This is a genomic window from Sphingobacterium spiritivorum (assembly GCF_016724845.1).
Classification (GTDB): Bacteria; Bacteroidota; Bacteroidia; order Sphingobacteriales; family Sphingobacteriaceae; genus Sphingobacterium; species Sphingobacterium spiritivorum_A.
This window is the reverse complement of record NZ_CP068082.1, coordinates 763,488-789,614: the sequence shown is the minus strand read 5'-3', so window position 1 is coordinate 789,614 and position 26,127 is coordinate 763,488. Positions and strand designations below refer to the sequence as shown.

Here is a 26,127-nt window from a genome sequence, read left to right as displayed (position 1 = left end):
ATTGCGTATATTTGTTCTAAAGCAAATACAATCACTCCATGTCTTCAATACTTATCAAATCTGCTCATATTGTCAATGAAGGGATAACCACAGTAGCAGATGTTTATATCCGTAACGGACGAATCGAAAAAATAGGAAGCGAACTTCAGGTCAAAGCAGATAAAGAAATAGATGCGACCGGGCTGCATCTTCTTCCGGGACTGATCGATGATCAGGTTCATTTCCGTGAACCCGGTCTGACACACAAAGCCGATATCTGGCATGAAAGCCGTGCAGCCGTAGCGGGAGGAACTACCTCTTTTATGGAAATGCCCAATACAGTTCCCAATACATTGACACAGGAACTGTTGCAGGATAAATATGATATTGCAGCTAAAAATGCCCTGGCGAATTATTCCTTTTTCATGGGAGCTGCCAATGATAATCTGGAGGAAGTCCTCAGGACAGATCCTCGAAAAGTCTGCGGAATCAAGGTTTTTATGGGATCTTCAACAGGAAATATGCTGGTCGATAATGAAAAAGCCCTGGAAGGAATCTTTGCCAACGCTCCTACATTAGTAGCTACGCATTGTGAAGATGAAGCAACAATAAAAGCGAATCTTGCGATTTTCAAAGAACAATATGGCGAGGAAGGATTGACTATACAGATGCATCCGCTTATCCGTTCGGAAGAAGCCTGCTATCTGTCTTCTTCAAAAGCAGTTGAACTGGCTAAGAAAAATAATACCCGTTTGCATATTCTGCACATTTCCACAGGAAAAGAAACAGCACTGTTTCGTAATGATATCCCTTTGGAACAAAAGCGTATCACTGCAGAAGCCTGTATCCACCATATGTGGTTTTCTGATCAGGACTATGCTGCCAAAGGTAATTTTATCAAATGGAATCCGGCAGTCAAGACCGCTTCCGATAGAGATCAGATCGTTAAGGCTTTGTTAGACGGGCATATCGATGTGATCGCTACAGATCATGCCCCGCATACGATCGAAGAAAAATCACAGCCTTATCATACCGCTCCGTCAGGAGGACCTTTAGTGCAGCATGCACTGCAGGCTCTGCTGGATATGGTCAGCCAGGGAAGAATGACGCTGGAACAACTGGTACAGAAATCTGCACATAATACGGCGATCTGTTTTCAGATCGAAGACCGTGGATTTATCCGTGAAGGATACTGGGCCGATCTGGTACTGGTAGATCTCCATAAACCGTATACCGTTTCAAAATCCAATATCCTGTCTAAATGTGGCTGGTCACCGTTTGAAGGACATACTTTTACCTCTACTATCGAACATACGATTGTCTCCGGACAATTGGCTTATACAGGTGGTTCACTTATTGAATACGGAGCAGGACAACGCTTGCTGTTCAGTCGCTAAGTCTTACCTAAATCTACCTATACGATGAACAAAAGAGATTTTATCAAATCGATTACATGGGCTGCTGCGGCAGTTCCTCTTACTGGATTCGCGCGCGACAGCGAGAAGGCAGCAGTCTGGGTCAAACAAGGGCAACTGTTAGCTCAGAAGTTAAAAAAAGGAGATACAATCGGCCTGATAGCTCCTGCAGGTGTTCTGGACGATGAAGAATCGATCAGTATAGCCAGAGAAATCTTTCAGACACTGGGTTTCAACGTAAAGGAAGGTGCACACATTCGTAGCCGATACGGACAATTGGCCGGTACAGATGAAGAACGCATAGCCGATATTCATACCATGTTTGGAGACCGGCAGGTAAAAGCAATTGTCTGCGTGCGGGGTGGCACAGGTACATCACGGCTTCTGGACCGTCTGGATTATAAGCTGATTGGCCATAATCCTAAGATATTACTAGGTTACAGCGATATTACAGCTTTACTGCTTGCGCTTTACAGCAAGACCGGAATGATCGGTTTCCACGGAGCGGTGGGGATCAGCACCTGGACCAACAAAGTCGCACGGGCATTTGAAAGTCAGTTCCTGGAGAATAAGCTTCCCTTGTTTACCAATCCTACTGATAAGGGCGATCACATCGTTCAGTATAAAGAGCGGATCACGACACTTCATCCGGGGAAAGCAGAAGGCATACTGCTGGGCGGAAATATGACAGTACTTACAGGACTTTGTGGAACACCCTATCTGCCGGACTTTAAAGACGCTATTTTGTTTCTGGAAGAGGTAGATGAAAAAGTAGAACGTGTAGACCGGATGTTCTGTCAGCTGAAACTGTCCGGAATATTAGCTGTAATCAAAGGTTTTGTGTTTGGTAAGTGTACCGGCTGCGGCCCTTCCGGAGGCTATGGTTCACTCACACTGCAACAGGTTATGAACGATTATATCAAGCCCCTGGGGATACCGGCATACAGCGGTGCCATGATCGGTCACATTGCGGATCAGTATATACTGCCTGTCGGGGCAGCAGTCCGGATAGATGCGGATAAAGGCACTATAGAATTAATACAACCTGCTTTGAAAGATTAAATGAATAAGCTCTTAATTATCTGTTTACTTATGCTTATTGGAAAAGATTCGTTTTCTCAGTCACTGGTATTGAGCAAAACGCAATTAGATAAGGCTCACATGGCCTATAAAGAATCTGCTCTTAAACATCGCCGCTTCAAGCATGCCGATGTACAACAACTCATCCTGCGTCATCAGCAGCAACATGCACTGGATGTGCAGCAGATCGGATCATCAGTAGAGCAGCGTAGTATCTATGAACTTCGCTACGGAACCGGTAAAAAGGTCGTGATGCTGTGGTCACAGATGCATGGAGATGAGCCTACGGCGACCATGGCGCTGTTTGATCTTTTTAATTTTCTGGAAGGGAAAGAAGATGATTTTGAAGGAGTGCGGACACTACTACGGGAGCATCTTTCTATTCACTTTATTCCTATGCTCAATCCGGACGGAGCAGAACGTTATACCCGACGCAATGCGCAGAAGATAGACCTCAACCGCGATGCCCGCAATACTGCGACACCGGAAGGAAAGTTGTTGCGTGCACGTGCAGAAAGCCTGAAACCACAATATGGTTTCAATCTGCATGATCAGAATATTTATTATAATGTTCCGGGTACGCAGACACCTGTGACCATTTCTTTACTGGCTCCGGCCTATAATATGGAACGCGATATCAATGAGGTGAGAGGCAATGCAATGAAAATTATTGTTGGGATGGAGAAACTGCTCCAGAACTATATTCCCGGAGCAGTAGCTAAATATGATGATGAACATTCGCCCAGAGCTTTTGGCGATAATTTTCAAAAATGGGGAGCCAGTACAGTCCTGATTGAGTCCGGAGCCTTTAAAGGTGATCCCGAAAAACAGGAAATCCGTAAGCTGAATTTTGCAATTATACTGAATGCCTTGGTGCAGATCGCACAGGGATCTTATGAACAATACGACATAAAAGATTATGAACGTATTCCATTTAATGCGTCACAACTGCACGATGTCGTGCTCCGAAATGTAAGTACAGTGTCAGCTGGATTGCCCCTGCAGGTAGATATTGCAATCCGTCGTGACGAGATTACCTCAGGAGATGATTATTACAGCAAAGGATATATTGAAGATCTGGGTGACCTGAAAGAATTCTACGGATATGACGATCTGGATGCCACGGGGCTGACGCTTTCTTATGGACAGATCTATCCTACAACATTCCGCCACTACAGCGAACTTACAGCTGATGTGATTTTTGGTCTGCTAAAGCAAGGGTATTCCACTGTAATTGTAAGGGAGCAGGAGCAGCAAAAAGCAATTCGGCTGCCGGTCAGAATAGTACATCAGCCTACAGAGCAACGTCATGCAACAGGACTGTCACTCGGTCAGGAAGCTACATTTTTTCTGAAGAAAGATAATGAATTGAAATATGCTATTGTCAACGGATATCTGATTGACCTCAGCCGGAATCTTCCGGATGCTTTTAACGGAATAAAATAGATCAGATTTATTTTATTCTGTTGAAGACAGCAGAAGGTAGGGTAGCAGAGGTTTCGTGTATAAATGCTGTTACTCAAAGGTTTGCGTAATCTATATTATTGCTTCAGCATACGTGTTGAAAAGAAACAATACTTTAATTTGTAGAGCAATAATAACACTACAGATGATTAAACCAATTACATTCCTCAGCAGCTTGTGTATGCTGACGGCATTACATGTATATGCCCAGCATGAATATCCTCCACAAAAACCATTGTGGAATGCGGACGAACTCGGTACACAACGAGCAGTATTGCGTGTAGAATCCGTATCAAAGCAGGTCACAGTGAGTATTCCTTGGCGTAATCGTAATGTACGCTCAGACCAGAAAATAATCCTTGTAGACAGTGCGACACAACAAGTCTTTTCGCCTTCCCATTACGGTAATATATCCGCTGTTTCCGGAGAATTTCAATTTGAACCCCGTTCAGGTAAAGGAATTTACTATGTCTACTTTTTACCTTATAAATTGGTCGGGAGAAGTGAAAACTATCCGGATGTAGCCTATTTGAAGCAGGAGAAAGGAACAAACACATTGGATAAAACAGTAAAGGCATATGCAAAACTGGTTCGTCTCGAGGCCGTAGATACGTTCAATCAGAATGATGCCATGGATGTGATCTCTACACCGCAGGAACAAACCGCATTTCTCAAAAAACACCGCAAATCCAGTTACTTTGTTTTTCCGGAAGACCGGAATCATGAGATCAAAATGTCTGATAATCTTCCTCAGCGATGGACAACCGGCAATGTGGAAGGACAAACGCTCCGCATCAGCTCAGATAAAGGGGAATTGCTGGCTTTCCAGTTGGGACTCTATTCTGATAAGCAGGATTTGCAGGATATCAAAATTTCATTTTCAGACTTAAAGAGTAAAAACGGAAATACAATAGCTTCCGGGCGTATCAATTGTATCAACACAGATGGGGTAAGTTATACCGGACAACATGTTAAGTTTAATATAACTGTTCCAAAGCAAAAAGTACAGGCGCTGTGGTGCGGGATTGACGTTCCTAAAGAGACGGTAAGTGCTGTATACGAAGGTATAATCACCATCAAACCGGTTAATGCCGCGGCAAGGGATATTCCTGTCCGTCTGGAGGTGTCGGATCACTCTGCTGTCAATCAGGGATATGACGAGCCGTGGAAGCTGACACGTCTCAACTGGCTGAATTCGACCTTAGCGCAGGAAAGTACTGTGATTGCTCCTTATATCCCATTACAGATAGAAGGTAATGAGATCAGTCTGCTGGGAAGATCTATTTCACTGGATAAAAATGGATTTCCGGCGCAGATCCGTACATTTTTTACACAGGATATGTTGAGTATAGGAAAGCAGGGCAATGATCTGTTAACAGAAGCTATACATTTTCATTTCCGGAAGAATGCGAATCAGGATATCGTTTTTGAATATAGTCCTGTCAAATTTAACCGTAAGGAACAAGGCTTAGTCAGTTGGTCCACAACAGGAAGCTCCCCGGATCTGATTTTAAATATTAAAGGATCTCTGGAGTTTGATGGTTTTGTAGACTATACCGTACAGCTTATTGCCACGAAGGATATACATCTTTCGGATGTGCAGTTTCACATTCCGTTACAGGCGCAGTATGCTAAATATTTTATGGGGCTCGGTGAAAAGGGAGGATATCGTAAAGATGCCATCGACTGGAAGTGGGATGTGGCAAATAAAAATCAGGATGGCGGATGGATTGGAAATGTAAATGCAGGACTGCAGTTTGCCTTCAGAGACCAGCATTATTCCAGACCGCTGAATACTAACTTTTATCTTCAGAAACCACTTGTATTGCCTGCGTCATGGGGCAACGAAAATAAAGGCGGTATACAGATCGGACAAAAAGGTAAGTCTATATTAGTAGACAGTTACAGCGGAGAGCGGAATATGAAAGCCGGAGATACCCTGTATTATAATTTTCACCTGATGATTACACCATTCCATACCATTAATACCGACTGGCAATGGGACAATCGCTTCTTTCATGCTTACAAACCCATAGAAGAAGTGAAGACAAGTGGTGCGAATGTAATCAATATACACCATGGAAATAATCTGAACCCTTATATCAATTATCCTTTTGTGGCGACAAAGGAAATGAAAAGCTATATAGATTCGGCACATCATGAAGGATTAAAAGTCAAGATATACAACACCGTAAGAGAAGTATCTAATCGTATGTATGAAATCTACCCTTTGCGAAGTCTGGGACATGAAGTGTTTTCTTCCGGCAAGGGTGGAGGCTATTCCTGGTTACAGGAACATCTGAATAACGATTATATCGGTGCATGGTACGTACCCCGGTTCCAGGATGCAGCTATTATCAACAGTGGAATGAACCGCTGGCACAATTACTATGTGGAAGGGATGAACTGGCTGGTGGATCATATGGGAATAGATGGTATTTATCTGGACGATGTGGCTTTCGATCGTGTTACGATGAAGCGAATCAAACGGGTAATGACCAAAAATAATCATCCGGGGATTATCGATCTGCATTCGGCCAATCAGTTTAACAAGAGTGATGGATTTAATAACAGTGCCAATCTATACATGGAGAACTTTCCATATATCAATCGTCTTTGGTTTGGCGAGTATTTTGACTACGAAAAAAATGATCCGGATTTCTTCTTGACTGAAGTAAGCGGGATTCCATTCGGATTAATGGGCGAAATGCTGCAGGATGGAGGTAACCCCTGGAGAGGGATGATCTATGGGATGACTAACCGATATCCCTGGGAGAAAGCTAAAGATACCCGTGATATCTGGCGGATATGGGACGAATTTGGTATCCGGCAATCGCGTATGATCGGCTATTGGGTAGATAATAATCCGGTGAAAACAGATAATAATAAAATCCTGACAACCGTATATCAAAAGGAGGGTAGTACGCTGATCGCCCTGGCAAGTTGGGCAGCAACAGATACAAATGTAAACCTGCTGATCGATTGGAAAGCATTAGGGCTGGATGCGGCAAAGGTACATGTCACGGCTCCGGCGATTAAGAATGTGCAGGAAGCACGGGTATTCAAACCGGGAGAACAGATTCCGGTAGAAAAGGGGAAAGGGTGGTTACTCCTTGTGAAGTAGACCAAAACGGTGTTAAATAAAAAAGAAGCAATCTATTTTAGCAGATTGCTTCTTTTTGTTATTCAGGAAATCTTAATATCCCGGGTTTTGCTGGCCCTGAATATCCGGATTCGCATTGATCTCATCCTGTGATATCGGCAATATAGTTCTGTAGAATGAACGGTTTATAGAAGACGTACGGGTAGGTACACTTATTCCTGCAAATGCATCATCAAAATTGATGGTCTTATTCAGTCTCAACATATCAAAATAGCGAATGCCTTCCCCGAAGAACTCTTTGCTTTTCTCGGCTAATATCAGATCTTCCGTTACATTGGCTGCCGTAGCAGGGGTTAATGCCGGAGCACGTTTGCGTATAGCCTGCAGATATTCAGCAGCTTTTGTAGGATTAGGAACAGTGGATTTTAAAGATGCTTCTGCAGCTGTAAGATACATTTCGGATAGGCGTATTACTTTGATGTTTACCGCCGTAAAATTAGAGGATCCTTTATCACCGCTGAAGGTTACCGAACCGGAATATTTATAGCAGGAACCTAATCGTGTGGTCGATGACTCATCACGTGCCATGACACCCTTCCTTACATCATTCGGATCTGCATTTAGAGACGTCAGGAATGGTGTGCTGGCAAGAAAATTACCTAATGCACCTGTCTGATGATTTCTTCTCATTAAATAGAAGGCAAGAGAAGTTCGCGCAAGGTCTCCCTGGTTAGGCTCGATCACAAATTCAAGAATAGATTCTGAGCCAAACTGATTGGACCAGGACGGTACCCATTGCGCATTGGTATACAGGCTGTATACACCCGAATTGATAACTTCCTCTGAGGCTTTCAGCGCATTGTCATAATCCCCCATCGTCAGGTAGACTCTCGCCTGAATCGCCTTATTGGCATAATAGTTTACATAACCGTCTCTTTTAGTCTTCGGAAGACCTGCTTCCGCATCCTTGAGATCCTTAATAATCTGCGTGTAGTTTTCTGCTACAGTAGATCTTGCCGGCTGACTGTCGTACAATAATGTTTTGGTAATATTAGGTACACCCCAGGCATTCTTATCATCGGTATATGATTTTCCATATAATCTCACAAGATCAAAATACGCTAATGCTCTGATCGTAAGTGCATCGGATTTGGCCAGTGCAAAATTTTCCAGTGTACCCTGGCTTTGTAGCTTTTCAATATTTTCCAGCAGGTTATTAGACTGATAAATAATATTGTATATCGAAGTCCAGAAGCTGGAATAGCTATTGGCCTGCGCACTGTGATTAAACGTATAGAAAGGGTCTAATCCCCTTCCCTGAGAAAAGAGCGTGAAATCTCCTCCTTTGGCGTCTCCGTAAATAATAAAATTACGTCCATAGTAATTGGAAGAAGTCATCTGACGAAGAATTCCGTTGACCACAATCTGTGCATCATTGGCTGTACGGATGGCTTTGTCATAGTCTACGGCATTGCTGGGTTCGACTTCCAGAAAGTCTTTACACGAATATGCCGTACTAAGTACAGATGCTGCGAGTAATATTTTTATATATTTTTTCATGTCAATATCAATAAAAATTAGAAACTGAATTCTACACCGAAAGTATACGTTTTACCATATGGCGTTTCCCAGCCACGTGTTGAATACTGGTTGACTTCCGGATCCGCAATTTTATATTTGGAGAAGGTCAGCAGATTTGTTCCGTTAAAAAACACACGGGCATTGGAAATTTTAGCTTTGCTCAACCATGCTGCCGGCAATCTGTAAGCCAGATTGATATTTTTCAAACGGAGGAATGAAGCATCATACAGATGACGACTGCTGTACTGAATAGCATCTGTCAGATCATTACCGTCAATCTTTGGCTGGCTACCCTCCATATTGTCAGGAGACCACATGTTTTCGTAATAATAGGCTGATCGGATTCGTTCCCAGTAATAGCCGTCATCCATCACATCTTTCTCTGCACCATCGTATAATTTACCCCCTATTTTATAACTGAAATTAAATCCCAGAGAGATGTTTTTGTATTCAAGGTCCGTATTAATCCCTCCAAAGACATCCGCTACCCCGGAGCCGATAATTTTACGGTTTGCATTTCCAAAATTGTAGGTCGCCGAGCGTCCGTTATACTCAAAATCTGATTTATCGTTGTTCGTATACCATACATTCTTACCATTGTTCTTGTCTACACCAGCCCACTCATAACCATAAAAAGACAATACAGACTCTCCTTCACGGTAGATGAATTGAGCCCGGGCATCTCCTCCTGTAGGATCATTCCAGATAATATCTTTTCCACCGTTTAATCTTTTGACTTTTGAATCCAGGAAGGAAGCATTCACACGTGCTGTCCAGCGGAAATTATCATTTTTGATGATATCGCCGCCCAGATCGATTTCTAATCCGCTGTTGTTGATCACGCCTACATTCCTCAGGATTGTCGTAAAACCTGTTGTTCCGGAGGTTGGTACATCCTGTAACAGATCTTTGGAATCTCTGTTGAAATACTCCACAGATCCTGTCAGTCTGTTATTAAATAATCCAAATTCTAAAGCCAGATCATAGGTCTTGTTTTCTTCCCAACCCAGATTGAGATTTCCAAGCCCTCTGTCGATCAGTCCCGTAGAACCGTCACTAACGATACCACCGGGATTACCTTTGTAGTTGTATTTGTAATACATTAGCGTTCGCCATGCAAAATCATTGGTTGGCAATGTTCCGTTTACACCGTACGAGCCTCTTAGTCTCAGGGTCGAAAGGGTTTCATTATTCTTCAGGAAATCTTCTTTGTGCAGACTCCAGGCTCCTGAAACCGACCAGAATGTACCCCAACGATTTTCAGGACTTAATCTGGATGAGCCATCTCTACGGATGGAAGCACCGGCGAAGTATTTTTCGTTATAATTGTAGTCGATCCGGGATAGATATGACATCAGGTTATTCCCCCAGGTATAGCTGTCTGCTTTAAAATTGGCACCTGTTCCTATAGATGTCAATGCGCTGGAACCAAGGTTGATAGAATTACTGTACTGATAATCCGTTTTATTCTTTTCCGCTTCAAAACCGCCCAGGATATTCAGATTGTGCAGTCCGAAACTTTTAGCATACGTCAGCGTGTTAGACGAAACATATTTTCGGATATTCGTTGCCCATTTGCTGGAACTTCCTTTATCTGTCAGACCGTTAAAATGCAAAGCTGAGTAGAACAGATCATCTTTTACTTCTGTATTATCAAATGAGAAAATAGTCTTTGCGGTCAGGTTGGGGATGATTTCCCAGGAAAGGGATTGTACAGCTCCAAGTTTCAATGTATTTGTATTGTTGTCCCACTCCTTATTGTAATAGTCCGAATTGTAAGCTAAACTACCATACTGTGCAGTCCAGGGATTTCCCGTTTTGTAATCCGTAGGCCAGTAGAATGGAAACAGCAAGTTGCGGGCCTGGAAGAAATAATTCGAACCTGTACTTCTGGTGTCATTAAACCCGGTTTTAGCTGTGCTGGCAACATTCAGATTGACATTATACTCTACATTATTAAATACTTTCTGAGAAAGGTTTATCCTTCCTGAAATACGGTCATACTCATTGATAATAGCTCTGCCTTTATCTTTTGTATACGATAGGGATGAATAGTATTTCGTCGTTCCCGTACCACCGCTTAAAGACAGATCATTTGTCTGAAATACACCCGTTCTGAACAGGTAATCTTCCCAGTCGAAAAATTTTCCTTCCCTGTTTTCGACACCGTCAGTCATCCCCAGAATTTTGACATTCGTCATTCTCGATGGGTTATCCACTTCAAATTTGTAACCATGGATATTAAAACGACGATTGATCTGTCCCAGTGCATACGTACTTGCTTCCTGATCAGTATAGTTGACACCTGTAGCACTGTTTTTATTGGATGTGCGGTAATCATGGAAGATCTGATACTCCATATTGATCTGAGCCTGAGGGTCAGCAATTTCATAATTATCTGTTGCCCATGAAGGCGTGAGACCGATTGAAGTTCGGAAGTTAAGAGTAGGTTTGCCCGTTTTACCGCGTTTGGTCGTAATGACCACTACACCGTTGGCGGCTCTCGAACCATAGAGTGAAGATGCTGCAGCATCTTTCAGGATAGTAATGGATTCAATATCAGCAGGATTTAGCGTGCTCATCACATTGGATGTTGAATAAAGCTGTCCGCTGATCTGCCCCACATTGCCGGATACTACAGGTACACCATCGATGACAAATAACGGATCATTAGACGCATTCATCGATCCGATACCCCGAATACGTATGCTCGATGTGGACCCAGCCTGACCGGAAGCCGAATTGATCTGTACACCTGCCACCCGGCCGCTTAGTGCATTTTCAAATGAAGTAGTAGGTACATCTGCAATTTCCTTGGGACTCACGGTTGCTGCAGACCCGGTATAGGTGCTTTTTTTTGCTGTACCGTAAGCTACGACCATGACCTCTTCCAAAGCCTGATCACTTGCCGTCAGACTGATCGTCAGAGAAGACCGGTTACCGACTTCCATTTCCGCAGTCTGATAACCTAAAGAGGAAAAGATCAAGGTATTGGAAGATGTGACTTCAATAAGCGAAAAAGAGCCTTTTTCATCTGTAGAAGTACTTCTGCTGCTGCCCTTAATGGTGATCGTGACACCAGGAATAGGTTTGCCTGTTGCGGCGTCTGTCACTTTACCGGTAACAGTACTTTGTTGTGCATGAGCATGAGATACCGCAAAGCAAAACATACAGCACAAGCATGCAAGTAAAAGTTGTTTCATAGTTAAGGGTTAGTTAATTTGTTTAAAAAAATATGGTTAGTATTCTGTCTTTGATTAAAAATAAAGCTAAATTTTTAGTATTCCAATTCCCGGTCTTTCCGGCAGGATGCATTTCCCCTCTACAACCTGCATACCATCATAAATATCATTTGCGATCAATAGTGCTCCATCCAGATCCGCCCAGTCCACTAAAGGAGCTAACTGTGCTGCGGCTGAGATAGCACAGGACGTTTCTGTCATACAACCGATCATGACTTTCATTTCCAGAGCTCTTGCTAATTCAGCCATTTTTTTTGCTTCCCGCATTCCGGTACATTTCATGAGTTTGATATTGATACCGGTGTATACATCTTTCAAAGCCGGCACATCAGCCAGCCGCTGGCAGGCCTCATCTGCGATCGTCGGGATCGGACTGTGTTCCGTAAGCCAGGCATTGTCATCTATCTGTTCCTTAGGCATAGGCTGTTCCAGAAAAACCACATTGCGCTCCGCCAGCCAATGAGCCATTTCTAATGCCTGTTCTCTGGATTTCCACCCCTGGTTGACATCTGCACATAGCGGGCGGTCAGTCACTTTACGAATAGTATCGATAATCATTTTATCCGTATCCAGTCCGAGTTTTACTTTCAGGATCTTAAACTGATCCGATTCAGCTACTTTCTGCCGGATCATTTCTTCCGTATCGATACCGATGGTATAGGATGTAGGAGGGATAAGTGCCGCATCTAATCCCCATATTTTATAAAAGGGCTGTTGCAGGATTTTTCCCAGCAAATCATGCAGTGCAATATCTATCGCCGCTTTGGCAGCCGTGTTTTTGAGCATGGTCTGATCCACATAGTGCAGGATTTCTTCGGTCTGGAAAGGGGAGTTGAAGCTGCTCAGATCAATCTGATTCAGAAAATTGATCACGCTTTCCTGCGATTCACCGAGATAAGGAGGCATACTGGCTTCTCCATATCCGATAATACCGTCATATTCCAGTTCTGTGAGGACTACGGGGGTCGTGCTGCGACTGAAAGATGCAACAGTAAATACATGACGTAGTTCTAACGTATAGGGACGGTAACGCAATTTGAATGCTCCGAAGTCTTTAGCTATCCAATCAGCTGTTGTACTCATAATAGGTCTTTTTGTGGTATTAAAATTACTTGATATATTTTATTTTTCAGACACTTTCCGCCGTTACTTTCCGGCATTGTAATAGGTGCTGTTCTCTACTTTTTGCAGGTTACTTTCATGTTCTCCAAGATAACGTCTTGCAGCGACTACAGTTCTGGTCTGGAAGTCATCATAATCAGGCGAATCTTTAAGCATACTGTTGATACGTACTGATCCTGCGGAATGAATAAATGTACCGTTGCCTATATAAAGGGCCACATGTGTTACACGGGCATCGGGATTGCTGCTTTTGCCTGCTGCAAAAAACAACAGGTCGGCAGGTTTTAGATTTTTTAAAGCTTTTTCAGGATCAAAATGACCGTCCTTGTCCAGAATGTCAATTTTCTGGCCTGTGAGAACCTGTTGTGAAGCATCCCGAGGAATAATATAACCGTTCATAAAATAAGCCGTTTTGGTAAAACCGCTGCAATCCACTCCTTTGGTAGAAGTACCTCCCCACAGATAAGGCAGACCCAGCATGGTCCTCGCGCTGCTGATAATATTCTCAGAGGTTGGCTTGCGTGATGTTAACCATTTGTCGTAGGTCATCGCCTGTTCTTTGCGCACATAGGCTTTTCTTTTATCCGGGTACGTTACCGCATAAAAATTGCCGCTTTCGCCATTCAGGATCAGCATATCCCCGTATACCAGGTCAGAGACCTGTTGTCCCTGCGTATTTGCAGTAGCATAGGACTTGCCGTATTCATCAGTAAAGATAATTTTCTTCGCTTTTTTCCAATCGTTCAACTCTTCATTTGTTACAGCGACAACAGAGGATGTCGGAACCCACGCAATATATCCCTCAGCTGTACGCACACGATAGTCGCCTTTTATCTTTTGCAGTATATCTACCTGAGCGCCCAATAATACCTGACTTGCCATCTCTGCAGAATGTTCGGGTTTGGTGCGCAGATTGGCAACGGATAGATTGACCACTCCTGCGGGCTTGTCCGCTACAGAAGCATCGGGAAGTAAGGTGACCGATACCTGAGCATTGATTCCTTTTAATTGTTGTTCAAGTCTGTCTTTTGCTGTTTTTTCGGTCGTCTGGATAACATAGACGTTTTTGGGAATATCAACAGATAAAAACTCTATAATCTTTAATCTTTTGTCCGGAGCAATTTCCGTTTTTACGGTTTCTTGCAGTTCTTTGATCTTGAGGTAGGTAGTAGAGTCAATAACTTGCGCATTTACATGATTTATACTTGTAAATAAGGTAAATGCAAGAAATGAGTAAGTAATAAAAGTCTTCATGTTGGATAGTTTAAGTCTAAGTTACCATTAAAAATATGATAAATCTATAATTATATTGTATGTTTTTGATTATTTGAACAAAAAAGTTGCACAAAAACGAATAGCGTTGGTCTTAAAATAACAGGTAAGGGTACCAATTGCATAAAAACAGAAGTGCTTCTGCTGTAATATGCAGTAAAACAGTTGACAGGCATGCCCACTGAGCCTTTCAGCATCGGATGTGTTATGATTTTACAGAAAAGTAACTAGCATACCGCTTGTTTTGGGGGATCTGCCTGTACACGAATCATAAAGCTTTTTCGTAATATTGTGCTACAAATATTATTCGTATGCATTCAAGACGTAAATTTATAAAACAAGGAATCGTTGGTGCGGCTGCTTTAGGAAGTATAAGTACACTTAGCGGTTTTGCTGAAGACAAAATACTGAAACCGGGCAAACCTATTGTAATCTCAACCTGGGATTTTGGGATAGCTGCAAACCAGGCTGCCTGGGAGGTGTTAAGTAAAAAAGGGAAAGCTATAGATGCTGTAGAGCAGGGAGTACGTGTGCCGGAGGCAGATCTGAAAAATATGACTGTAGGTAAGGGCGGATATCCGGACAGAGACGGCAATGTAACCCTGGATGCCTGTATCATGGATTCAGAAGGTAACTGTGGCTCAGTCGCCGCATTGGAGCATATTGCACATCCGATATCTGTGGCAAGGTTAGTAATGGAAAAGACACCTCATGTGATGCTGGTAGGTGAAGGAGCCTTGCAATTTGCTTTAGAGCAGGGGTTTGAGAAGGAAAACCTGCTTACCCCTGAAGGGGAAAAAGCATGGAAAGAATGGTTGAAGGAGAAGAAGTATAAACCTGTCATGAATATTGAGAACAAGGGGTTTGCGGCAGAGCGTCTGCCCGGCAATCAATATAATCATGATACCATCGGAATGCTGGCTTTAGACAGCGACGGCAATCTTGCCGGAGCGTGTACGACAAGCGGCATGGCATTCAAAATGCACGGTAGGGTAGGTGACAGCCCGATTATCGGAGCAGGCCTATATGTGGATAATGAAATAGGAGGAGCTACTTCGACCGGTGTAGGAGAAGAAGTGATCCGTACAGTAGGAAGTTTTCTGGTAGTAGAACTTATGCGACAAGGTTATTCCCCTGAAGCAGCATGTAAAGAAGCTGTAGAACGCATTATTAAAAAGAAACCACAGACAGCTAAAGAAATACAGGTTGGATTTCTTGCACTTAATAAAAAGGGAGAATATGGCTCGTATGCATTGCAGAATGGATTTTCTTATGCTGTATGTACGGAAGAAAAGCAGGATCTGCTGATCAAGGGCAAACATATTTTTAAATAACAGTTTTCATTCCTGTATTTAACCACTGGCATGCTGTGGGGATGTGTATAATAAGAGCGTTGTTTTTTTGACGCTGTCGTTATAGACCTCAGGTGACAAGTGGTTTATTATTGTTTAAATTTGAGTTTTTAATTTTATAATCATGCTAGTAACATTTGGAGGGGGATGCTTTTGGTGTACCGAAGTAATCTTTCAGAATACTGACGGAGTAAAATCAGTTTTACCGGGATATATGGGAGGAAAGAATGACCATCCCACTTATGAACAGGTATGTACAGGTACTACAGACCATGTAGAAGTCGTTCAATTGGATATTGATGAATCAAAAGTAAGTTTTGAGGATCTGCTTAAAATCTTTTTTAAGACTCATAATCCTACTACACTCAATAGACAAGGCAACGATGTCGGTACGCAATACCGTTCGGTAGTATTCTATCACAATGAAGAACAAAAGGAGAAAGCTGAACGCTTTATTCAGCAGCTGGACGCAGAGCATGTATATGCTGATCCTGTTGTAACTGCTGTAGAGCCGGCAAGTACATTCTGGGAAGCTGAAGATTATCACCATAATTATTTTAATTCGCATCCTGAGAATCCATTCTGTTCTGTCGTAATAGCACCAAAACTGCAGAAATTTCTAAAAGAATTTAAAGCATAAAAAAAGTGGAGATGGTAAAACATCTCCACTTTTTTTGAAATATCAGACCTTACCTTCTGTATTTATCCTATCAGCAAAATCTCCCTTTTGCTGCTTCTGTTTCTTCACTTCCAATACGAATATTAAAGAGAAAAAAAACATTGTTTTCAAAACAATGCTATACGTTGTTTCAGTTTGTTTCAAAAATGTTTTCTTTAAAATATTGAATTGCAATATTTGTATTTTGTTGCTATCTTTGTGTTTAATTTTTTTTCTTTAAATTTTCACTAACTAAAATGTTTCTGTATCTGAATGCCATTCCATCGAATGGAACGGTAGAATATAGATTGAACATAAAAAAGCCTAAAGATGGACTTAAATTTCAGGGAGATGGTAAAAAACAGGTTTAGATTGATGCTACTAACTTTTATAATTTGTACTGCTTGCAGTATTCAGGGATGCTCCGGATCCAAGGACTTATGCTCTGCCTATGATAGTCACAAGTCACCCAGAAAATCAAAGACTTCTATGGGTATGCATAGCGGTAAGAAGCAAAAGTGGCAAAATGGGAAATAAGTATTTATAGATAACTCGTATATTTAATTATCATGAATACAAAACTAAAAATAGCCATCGGTTTAATACTCTTAATCTGCTGTAGTAATACATTATTTGCGCAAACATCCTCAAGAGATATTATGATTGATATTCTAAGACTAAGAGAATACAGTATAAACTATGATGCTTACAAAGACTTAAAAGATCCTGATGCTGCAGATAAGAAGAATCAATATACCAAAAAGTATTTTGACCAGATTAATAAAATAAAAAACGGCCCAAACAGGGCATTATATATTCAATTCCTAAATGATGCTACTGGGATAGATTCTTTAAAGTCTAAAGGTGTTGTTGGCTATAATTATACTTATCATAATGGCTTGCTTGCCACCCCTGAATTTAAAAAAATGCCAACCCGTCTTGAATATTTTAAAGTGGTAAAATACTCTTTATTTACAATGAATAAAGATGAACTTATACAACCAAAGGATGTGCCTTTTTTAAGACCGGAAAGCAAATAAGTTTTCAATATCATGTATTGATTTCTTTTAAATTGGATGCGTACAATTTAATGCATTATGAAAATATATATTAATATATTATGCCTTGCATTGATACTCTTTATAAACGTTCATGAAGGTAAGTCTCAATCTGCTATTTTGAAAAATGGCAATATAATATCAAATCAAATTAGATATGATGTAAGAATTATGCCTAATCACAACTATATATTTATAAGTGATTTGTCTGTTTATGATAAAGAAGCTCTTTTGATTAATAGTGATAAGGATGCTATGTTTTTTCCGGAGGGTTTGATTAAAATTAACAAAGCAAAACTTCTAAACATAAAAAGAATGTTGTATAATTCGGATAAAGAAGTTACAATCGGCATGAGTATCAATGTAAATGAAAGTAAACTTATAGGGTTAAAATATACTTTTCCTAAATCACCTTCAATAACAGAAACTCAATTCAGAGCTTTTGATGCTGATATTAGAGAACACCTTGTAATTGAGCTGTTATCAATGACTATATTAAAAGACAGAAACTCAACGGCTGGGTTAACACTTCTGTTATTTTAAAATAAATTCTTGTATAAGATATAAACTCAGCGAATGGTAGACTTTTTTCGACATAAATTATTAATCATTTAATGGAAGTATTTGAAATGAAAGCTATGTAAATAAGAATGGAGGGAGAGCAAAACTAGAAGCCTCTATCTCGCAACATCCTGACAGGAAAACGCTAAAAGGCGTAATAGATGGTAAAAAAACAATATCTTATTTAAATAGCAATTGTTAATAAAGTTATTATGAAAAAAACAATCATTTATTTAGGATTTATATTAGGATGTTTTCATCTGCTAAGGTGGATAATTGATTTAGGCGCTTTGACTTACATCTTGAGATTAGGCTATTTCTATGATTTTTATACAGATATGACTAACTATGGTGCCCCCAGAATAGAAAATCTTGGTTTAAGTAGAACACCTGCAATTATTTTAAACTATTTTTTCACATATTTATATATTATTATTCTTATAACTTTTTTGTATTCAACGAGTTGTATTTTTATAAAAAGAAGAAAATTAAAAAATTATTCTATTTATTTTAATATCTCTTTTTTAACGTCATTGTTGCTAATTTTATTCCAGATAGTAGTCTATTTAATCTAAAACGGACTCTCATAAGTAAAAGGATGAATTTGAATAGTTGATCTTATTTTATAATTTTTTTACTAATACAGCTTATCATATGTTTTTATTTATTATTAAAGGAATAGTAATAGGACTCATCGGTTTAATATTCTTAATCTGCTGTAGTAATGCTTCTTTTGCACAACCTTCATCAAGAGATATTATGATTGATATTTTAAGATTAAGAGAATATAGTATAAACTATGATGCTTATAAAGACTTAAAAGATCCTGACGCTGCAATTAAAAAAAATGAATATACTAAAAAGTATTTTGACCAGATTAATAAAATAAAAAACGGCCCAAACAGGGAATTATATATTCAATTCCTAAATGAAGCTACGGGAATAGATTCTTTAAAGTCTAAAAATGATATTGGTTATAATTATACTTATTACGTTGGTATTCTTACGCATAGAAGAATTAAAATGCCGACCCGTCTTGAATATTTTAAAGTGGTAAAATATTCTTTATTTACGATGAATAAAGATGAACTTATACAACCGAAGGATGTGCCTTTTTTAAGACCGGAAAGTAAATAGGTTTAATTATACAGCGAGTCAATTAGCTTCATTAATGTTTTCATGTTCTATACCAAGTTGTTTAGATATGAATAAGACCTGATATTATAATGAACAAACTCGAAAAGTTTTAGGAGTGTACATTCCAGTATATAAGTGAGTTTTTAAATAATATTAAACTTTTCAAGGTTCATAATACGAATATGATTACTTTTAACATTTTCCTGATCATTATAAAAAAACAGGTTACTGTTAAAGTATAATTGTCCACGGAGAATAGCTGCAACTGTACGAATCATATATGAACAATAAACTGACCTACAGACTTCTTTGGGAACGGATGCGGAATGGAGATGAAGATGCTTTCTTTGATCTCTATAAAGCACTGTTTTATGAATTGGTCAATTTTGGTATACGTACAAGTGGAGATGCAGAGCTGTCCAGTGAGGCTACGGATCAGGTATTTGTGACATTATGGGAGAAAAGAGATAAACTTGAAAGAGTAGAGAATGTCCAGGCTTACCTCATTACCTTTCTCAAACGTAAATTGCTCAGACTGCTGGAAAAGCAGAATAAAATAAATAAAGCATTACAAAATGTGAAGGCTGAGGACGACTGGTTTGAAATGCCATATGATGAGTTTATTATAAAAGTACAGACCAATGAATGGATCCAGTACCGGTTAAAAGAAGCCCTCGAAAAACTTACCTTCAGACAAAAACAGCTCATCCATTTGAAGTTTTTTGAAGGACTTACCTATGAACAGATAGCCGCTCAAACCCAACAAACGATCAAGACTGCTTATAATACCGTATATGATGCCCTGAAAATATTACGGCAGGAGTTAAAAGATTTTTAATTTTTTATTACTGATAATCAGTTATTTGCGATTTTGTTGTTTTTTTTCTTAGGCAATTCTTCCCATATAGGACACTATAAGGGAAAGAGGACCAAATGATAAACACCAGATACGAAAATGTTGAAGATTTTCTGATTGACGATACGTTTCAACAGTATTGTTCGGGAGAAAACCAGCAATGTATTCAATATTGGGAAACCTATTTACGCCATCATCCCGAACAACGTGAAAAGATACTGCAAGCGAAAAAGCTTTATATTATCCTGGTAGGAAATAAGAAGCCGCTGAATGTGCAGGTCAACAAACTGAAGGCTGATATTGAAGTAAATTCCCCTCCGGCTGAAAATAAAATAGTACGATTTTCATTGTGGCTCAAAATAGCCGCTGCAGTAATAGTGTTTGCAGGTGGACTATTCTGGGGCATACAGCGTTGGAATGTACAGGAAGAGCCTTCTTCTGCTTCCCGCATCAGCTATGTAACGGCCAATGGAGAGAAAAAAACAATTGAGCTTTCAGACGGAACCAAGGTCACGTTAAATGCCGGAAGTCAGCTTTTTGTGGACAACAGCTTCAATAAGAATGAACGAAATGTTACACTCATAGGAGAGGCTTTTTTTGACGTCAGTAAAAATAAAGACAAACCCTTTGTCCTTCATACACAGGATTTCGACATCCGCGTGCTGGGTACTGCTTTCAATGTAAAAGCCTATCCGGATGAAAAGACTTCGGAAGCTGTACTGATCCACGGACTTATCGAAATGAGAAGTAAAAGAGGAAATGAGAACTCGCTGATATTAAAGCCAAATCAGAAAGTAATTATTTCCAAAACAGATAAAAAGGAAGAAACTCTTCCGGAAACAGCAAAGAAAACCAAAAAACTACCTCTGCAGGAAATCACGATTCAGGATCTGCAGCCCGTCACCGCAGAGTTACCTTTGGCAGATATCGCATGGAAAGAAGGCCGTCTGGAAATCGTAGATCAGGACTTCTCCTCTCTGGAACATATACTGGAACGCTGGTACGATGTGGATATCGAACTGGAAGGTCAGCAGTTGAATAATTTTAGATTTACAGCCACCTTTAGTAAAGAAGATATTGAGCAGGTGCTCAGTTCATTACAAAAAGTAAACCCTTTTAAATATAAAATATATGGAAAAAAAATAACGATTTATGAATAACGAAAAAGGATGGTGAGCCAACACCATCCTCCTAAAAATGATTAGTAAACCGGCAGCATAACTAAGCCAAAAAGTGCGCTGCCAAGTTTTAACTTTAACCAAGTACCAAAGTATGATTAAAAATTGCTTATTGCAAGTGCATAAGGTATGTTTTATGCGCTTTAGATTCATTATCTGGATGAAACTAACTTTGATTATGATGTTAATCGCCTGCCTCCACGTGTCAGCAGGTGTCTATTCTCAGCAAAAAGTTACCTTAGATGTTAACAAAACCAAACTGAGTAAAGTATTGAAGATTATAGAACAGAATAGTGATTACTACTTTGTCTATAACTCGACAAACCAATTATTGAATAAAGAAATATCCTTATCTGTAAAAGAGACAAAGGTCGTCGATGTATTGGATAGACTTTTCAAAAGATCTGATCTTCAGTATTCTGTTTCGGGAGACGGACTCGTAGTGATTACACCCAGACAACAATTAAAAGTGAGAGGGATAGTAACGGATGCACAGGGAGTAGCCCTGTCCGGAGCTACTGTACGCCTCAAAGGAACTGCTATAGGTAAAGCTACAGACCTGAATGGCCGCTTTGAATTAGATGTAAATTCAGGAAGTGTGCTGTTGATCTCTTTTGCCGGATACCTGTCGCAGGAAGTCACCGTGCAAAATAATAATGAGATCAAAATAGCGTTGCAGGAAGACAATCAGCTTTTGAATGAAGTCGTTGTTACAGCTCTGGGTGTGACCCGTGAGAAGCGTACATTAGGTTATTCCGTAACTCAGATCAATGGAGAGACACTGACGCAGGCCCGTGAAAACAATATCGCCAACTCTCTTGTCGGTAAAGTGGCCGGTCTTGATGTGAGTGCCACTTCCGGAGGTGTCGGATCAGCTACCAGTGTAGTGATCAGAGGAGCATCCAGTCTGAGCCAGACCAACCAGCCGCTCTACGTCATCAATGGCGTGCCGATGGAAAATGCGCCGGTGGGATTCGGAAATACCAATCCTAACGGAAACAAAGGTAGTCAGTGGGACAATGCACCGGATATGGGAGATGCTATCGGTAACCTGAATCCGGATGATATCGAAAGTATATCTGTGCTGAAAGGTGCTGCCGCGTCGGCGCTCTATGGTTCACGTGCCAAAGCAGGGGTCATCCTGATCACCACCAAATCGGGTAAAGGATCAGGTATTGATTTCAGCAGTAACTATGTCGTAGAACAGGTAATGGACCGTACCGACTGGCAGTATGTATATGGTCAGGGAACGAATGGTGAAAAACCGGTAAGCGCTGCTGCAGCTGCTCAGGTAGGCGGATCCAGCTGGGGAGCAAAATTAGACGGTAGCAGTGTGCCTCAGTTTGACGGTGTTTCAAGACCTTATGTTGCGCAGCAGAATAATATTAAAAATTTCTACAAAGACGGACATACCTGGACCAATTCATTAGCCCTGAATAAATCATTCGACGGAGGTGCACTTCGCTTTTCTGTCAGTGATGTTTCGAATAAATCCATCATGCCTAATTCGGGCTTAGACAGACAATCCTTTAATCTGACAGGTACATTTGAACCTGTCAAGAGACTGGCTATTGATGCGCGTGCCAATTATATCATCGAAAAAGCAAAGAATCGTCCTATGCTTTCGGATGGAGCAGGGAGTGCCAATTACAATGCTGTATTTCTGCCAACAAGTCTGGATATCAGAGATCTGAAACCCTGGAAAACAGATAAGGGAGCAGAAATACCTTACAATACCGGAAATACATGGGATACCAATCCCTGGTTTGCGGCTTATGAAATCCAGAATAATACAGACAGAAACCGGTTGATCAGTTCCATTTCTGCACGTTATACATTTGATAACGGACTGTTTATACAAGGACGTGCAGGACAGGATTTTTACACCAATAGTTACCTGAGTGTACTCCCTCCGGGGCTTGCATATGTACCGCCTAATAATTTAGTGTCACAGAAAATGCGTTTTTCAGATATAAATGCAGACGTGCTAGTAGGCAAATCCTTTAAAGTGAATGATGATATTTCCCTGACTCCTAATGTAGGTGCGAGTTATCGTAATACAAAGACAGATCTGACTATCAATCAGGGATCGGGAGTTCTGGTTCCGGGAGTATACAATATTGCGGGATTAAAGAACAAATCTGTAGCTTATGCAGAGACAGAGCAGGAGACACAGTCCGTATACGGAACAATGGAGTTTGCCTACAGAGATATTTTATACCTGACAGGTAGTGCGCGCTCAGACTGGTTCTCTACATTAGCGGCACCGGGTAAGGATAATAAACTGAATGTGGTCTATCCTTCTATCAGTGGTTCCTTTGTCTTTACCGAATTTCTTAACTCTTCCGCTATCAACTTTGGTAAGTTAAGAGCTGGCTATGCTGTTGTCGGTCAGGCTACACGACCTTATCAGACAGCTTTGACCTATAGAGTAATGAGTGAATCCTTAAATGGAGCCTCATTAGGACAGATTAATAATCTGGAGATTCCGAATTCCGGATTAAAAGCATCTAAAGCCTCCGAGTTGGAGATCGGTACTGATTTACGCTTCTTCAATAACCGTTTGAATGTCGATCTGACCTGGTATAAAAAACGTTCGGACGATGAGATTACTGCAGTGACTACTTCAAGCACAGTAGGATATGACGGTGCAATCCTGAATTCAGGATCGATTGAGAATAAAGGGGTAGAAGCATTGATTACCGGAGTGATTATTAAAAAAGAAGACTTCAACTGGACTTCTTCCATTAATATGACTTACAATAAGAATACAGTTATATCTCTTGCAGATGGTGTTCCAGAGCAACTGATTGCTACTTCACGGTCAGGAGTAGGTTTTCTGAAGAATATTCCGGGAAAAGCTTTAGGGCAGATTGTCGCATATGATTATAAGTATGATGCAAACGGAGAGATTGTAAGACTGGCAGACGGTTCTCCGGATCGCGGCGAATTGAAAGACTATGGCTCTGCCTATAACAAATGGTTTGCCGGCTGGAACAACGACTTTACATACAAGAGATTCAACTTCGGATTCCTGATCGATGGTAAATTCGGAGGTAAACTGTTCTCCGGAACAGACTATCTGGGTTACATCAAAGGCTTGCACAAAGAGACGCTGGAAAATCGTGAGACATTAGGGAATACCGCACCCAAATTTTATGAAAATACAGCCAATAATACCTCATTCCGTTTTGTGAATGATGCCAGTTTTATCAAATTCAGACAGCTGACCTTCGGTTACAGTTTCCCTGCGAAGATGTTTAATAATAAGATCAATAGTTTAAATGTCAGCCTGGTAGCCCGTAATCTGTTTATCCTGATGAAGAAAACAGATAATATAGATCCTGAATCAAGCTACAATGCTACATTTCCGGGTCTCGAACTGGGAGGTATGCCGCCGGCCAGAACTTTTGGGGTAAACTTAAATGTTAAATTTTAATCAAGAAGAACAGTATGAAAAAGAACACAATAAAAATATATGGTCTTTTGGTTGTAGCCGGACTTTTGGGAATGACAGCCTGTACCAAAGATTTTGTGGATATTAATACGGATCCTGTTAATAGTGGTCCGACAACTTTTAATCCTAATTTCAATTTCACCACTTCGCAACTGACCTATACAGGAAGTACAGACTTTGCTTATGAGACCTGGCGTGGCAATCTAATTTACTCAGGTACCATGATACAGGGTCTTTCATCAGTGGTCAGCTATTGGGCCGGAGATAAATACATGCTCACCCCCTGGTATACTTCGGCGTACTGGGAAAGGGCTTATGCTGAACAGGTAAAACCTATAGTGGATGTAATCGAACTGACTCGTGATAAACCACAGTATAAGAATCTGCATAACGTAGCACGTATCTGGAAATCCCTTATTTTTGCCCGGATCACAGATCTGTATGGAGATGTTCCTTATTCTGAAGCCGGTAAGGGTTACTATCAGAATAATCTGTCTGCCAAATACGATAAGCAGCAGGAGATATATATGAGTATGCTGAAAGAGGTGGAGGAAGCTATGGCTGCATTAGATGCTAATGCGGATCAGGTAACAGGTGATGTGATCTATAAAAGTGACCTTGAAAAGTGGAAACGCTTTGGAAACTCCTTGATTTTACGATTAGCTATGCGTCTGACCAAAGTAGATGAGACAACTGCCAAAGCTTATGCCGAGAAAGTGGTTGGAAAAACTCTTCAAAGCAATGCAGACAATGCTTTTCTGAAGCATGATGTCAGTGGTGCGCGTGTGACTCAGAATCGTAATGCTCAGGTATTATTAGGGGATGGCGGACAGGAACATTACTATGTGAAATGGTCTGACACCTTTATCAATGCATTGAAAAATACAAATGACCCGCGTATAAAGGTAGCCGTCACTAAATTTTTCCTTACTCCAAATGAACTGGATGATAATGGAAATAAAAAGCAAAATCCAAATTACGTAACCGATCCTGCGGTTCAGAAAGGGATGCCTAACGGGAAAGATCTGAATAGCAATCCTTTGTATGCAATCAGTTCGCACCCTTCCTATACCAGTTTTCCGGAATACTCGTCGCCACATCCGGGAATGATTAAAAGAGATGGGATTACATTTATTCTCACCTATGCAGAGAGTGAGTTGCTGTTAGCTGAGGCTGCACAGCGATGGGGGATAGGAGGTTCGGCTGCTACTCATTATAAAAATGCCATAAAAGCTGGTATAACATTCTTAGGTCAGTATGATGCGGCATTAACAATAAGTGATGCCGATGCCGAGACTTATGCTACTTCACACCCACTCACAGGAGGATTGGCTCAGATTGGCCAGCAATACTGGATTCATCAGAATACAGCACTGAATTTTTATGAATCATGGTCCAACTGGAGAAGAACAGGGTATCCGAATCTGACACCGGTTGTGTATCCGGGAAATGCAACAGGCGGTACAATACCACGTCGTTTTCCTTATCCGGTAGCGGAAGAAGCGGGATCTAACAGTGCTTACTATAAAGCTGCTTCTGCTGCTGTTCCGGGAGGAGATAATCTATCCGGACGTGTATGGTGGGATAAGCAATAAGGTGTAAATCATGTGAA

At 40.8% G+C, this 26,127-nt stretch carries 17 protein-coding genes; 13 read left to right on the top strand and 4 right to left on the bottom strand.

The genetic code is table 11. The features are described 5' to 3' along the window. Nucleotides 1–38: 38 nt before the first annotated feature. The 4 genes from I6J03_RS03205 to I6J03_RS03190 all read left to right on the top strand — a co-directional run bounded on the left by I6J03_RS03205 (nt 39) and on the right by I6J03_RS03190 (nt 7,062). Nucleotides 39–1,376, top strand: coding sequence for a dihydroorotase (locus tag I6J03_RS03205; protein WP_003010426.1), 1,338 nt, complete (start codon nt 39–41; stop codon nt 1,374–1,376). Nucleotides 1,377–1,400: 24 nt separating this feature from the next. After that, nucleotides 1,401–2,456, top strand: a complete 1,056-nt coding sequence (locus I6J03_RS03200) for a S66 peptidase family protein (protein ID WP_003010428.1) — start codon at nt 1,401–1,403, stop codon at nt 2,454–2,456. 30 nt (nt 2,457–2,486) lie between these two features. Further along, complete coding sequence (locus I6J03_RS03195) at nt 2,487–3,920, top strand: M14 family zinc carboxypeptidase (protein WP_232279803.1); 1,434 nt, start codon at nt 2,487–2,489, stop codon at nt 3,918–3,920. A gap of 163 nt (nt 3,921–4,083) precedes the next feature. Next, complete coding sequence (locus tag I6J03_RS03190; RefSeq protein WP_050767805.1) at nt 4,084–7,062, top strand: glycoside hydrolase domain-containing protein; 2,979 nt, start codon at nt 4,084–4,086, stop codon at nt 7,060–7,062. A gap of 72 nt (nt 7,063–7,134) precedes the next feature. Here the strand turns inward: I6J03_RS03190 and I6J03_RS03185 are convergent, their stop codons facing one another. The 4 genes from I6J03_RS03185 to I6J03_RS03170 all read right to left on the bottom strand — a co-directional run bounded on the left by I6J03_RS03185 (nt 7,135) and on the right by I6J03_RS03170 (nt 14,240). After that, nucleotides 7,135–8,601 carry a RagB/SusD family nutrient uptake outer membrane protein gene (locus I6J03_RS03185; RefSeq protein WP_003010433.1) on the bottom strand — a complete coding sequence of 489 codons (1,467 nt, stop codon included), beginning with the start codon at nt 8,599–8,601 and terminating at the stop codon, nt 7,135–7,137. Nucleotides 8,602–8,618: 17 nt separating this feature from the next. After that, complete coding sequence (locus tag I6J03_RS03180; protein WP_003010436.1) at nt 8,619–11,825, bottom strand: SusC/RagA family TonB-linked outer membrane protein; 3,207 nt, start codon at nt 11,823–11,825, stop codon at nt 8,619–8,621. Nucleotides 11,826–11,891: 66 nt separating this feature from the next. After that, complete coding sequence (locus I6J03_RS03175; RefSeq protein ID WP_201694141.1) at nt 11,892–12,947, bottom strand: dipeptide epimerase; 1,056 nt, start codon at nt 12,945–12,947, stop codon at nt 11,892–11,894. A 63-nt stretch (nt 12,948–13,010) separates the two neighbouring features. Next, nucleotides 13,011–14,240, bottom strand: coding sequence for a C40 family peptidase (locus I6J03_RS03170; RefSeq protein WP_003010440.1), 1,230 nt, complete (start codon nt 14,238–14,240; stop codon nt 13,011–13,013). 329 nt (nt 14,241–14,569) lie between these two features. Here I6J03_RS03170 and I6J03_RS03165 point away from each other — a divergent pair, with 329 nt between their 5' ends. The 9 genes from I6J03_RS03165 (at nt 14,570) to I6J03_RS03125 (ending at nt 26,110) form a co-directional block, all read left to right on the top strand. Further along, nucleotides 14,570–15,592 (top strand): N(4)-(beta-N-acetylglucosaminyl)-L-asparaginase, encoded by a 1,023-nt coding sequence (locus I6J03_RS03165; protein ID WP_003010442.1) that lies wholly within the window; start codon nt 14,570–14,572, stop codon nt 15,590–15,592. Between the two features lie 142 nt (nt 15,593–15,734). Further along, nucleotides 15,735–16,250, top strand: a complete 516-nt coding sequence (gene msrA, locus I6J03_RS03160; protein WP_002993440.1) for a peptide-methionine (S)-S-oxide reductase MsrA — start codon at nt 15,735–15,737, stop codon at nt 16,248–16,250. Nucleotides 16,251–16,837: 587 nt separating this feature from the next. After that, the gene (locus tag I6J03_RS03155; RefSeq protein ID WP_003010448.1) at nt 16,838–17,308 is read left to right on the top strand and encodes a hypothetical protein; all 471 of its coding nucleotides are present in this window, start codon (nt 16,838–16,840) and stop codon (nt 17,306–17,308) included. A gap of 57 nt (nt 17,309–17,365) precedes the next feature. Further along, nucleotides 17,366–17,869: a hypothetical protein gene (locus I6J03_RS03150; RefSeq protein WP_003010450.1), complete on the top strand. Its 504-nt coding sequence runs from the start codon at nt 17,366–17,368 to the stop codon at nt 17,867–17,869. A gap of 672 nt (nt 17,870–18,541) precedes the next feature. After that, complete coding sequence (locus I6J03_RS03145; protein WP_003010453.1) at nt 18,542–19,024, top strand: hypothetical protein; 483 nt, start codon at nt 18,542–18,544, stop codon at nt 19,022–19,024. Nucleotides 19,025–19,304: 280 nt separating this feature from the next. Next, nucleotides 19,305–19,862, top strand: a complete 558-nt coding sequence (locus I6J03_RS03140) for an RNA polymerase sigma factor (protein ID WP_002993447.1) — start codon at nt 19,305–19,307, stop codon at nt 19,860–19,862. A gap of 95 nt (nt 19,863–19,957) precedes the next feature. Further along, nucleotides 19,958–21,040, top strand: coding sequence for a FecR family protein (locus tag I6J03_RS03135; protein WP_003010457.1), 1,083 nt, complete (start codon nt 19,958–19,960; stop codon nt 21,038–21,040). 154 nt (nt 21,041–21,194) lie between these two features. Beyond that, the gene (locus I6J03_RS03130) at nt 21,195–24,497 is read left to right on the top strand and encodes a SusC/RagA family TonB-linked outer membrane protein (protein ID WP_003010460.1); all 3,303 of its coding nucleotides are present in this window, start codon (nt 21,195–21,197) and stop codon (nt 24,495–24,497) included. Between the two features lie 14 nt (nt 24,498–24,511). Further along, a complete protein-coding gene (locus tag I6J03_RS03125) occupies nt 24,512–26,110 on the top strand; it encodes a SusD/RagB family nutrient-binding outer membrane lipoprotein (protein ID WP_003010464.1) in 1,599 nt (532 codons plus the stop codon). Nucleotides 26,111–26,127 lie beyond the last annotated feature (17 nt).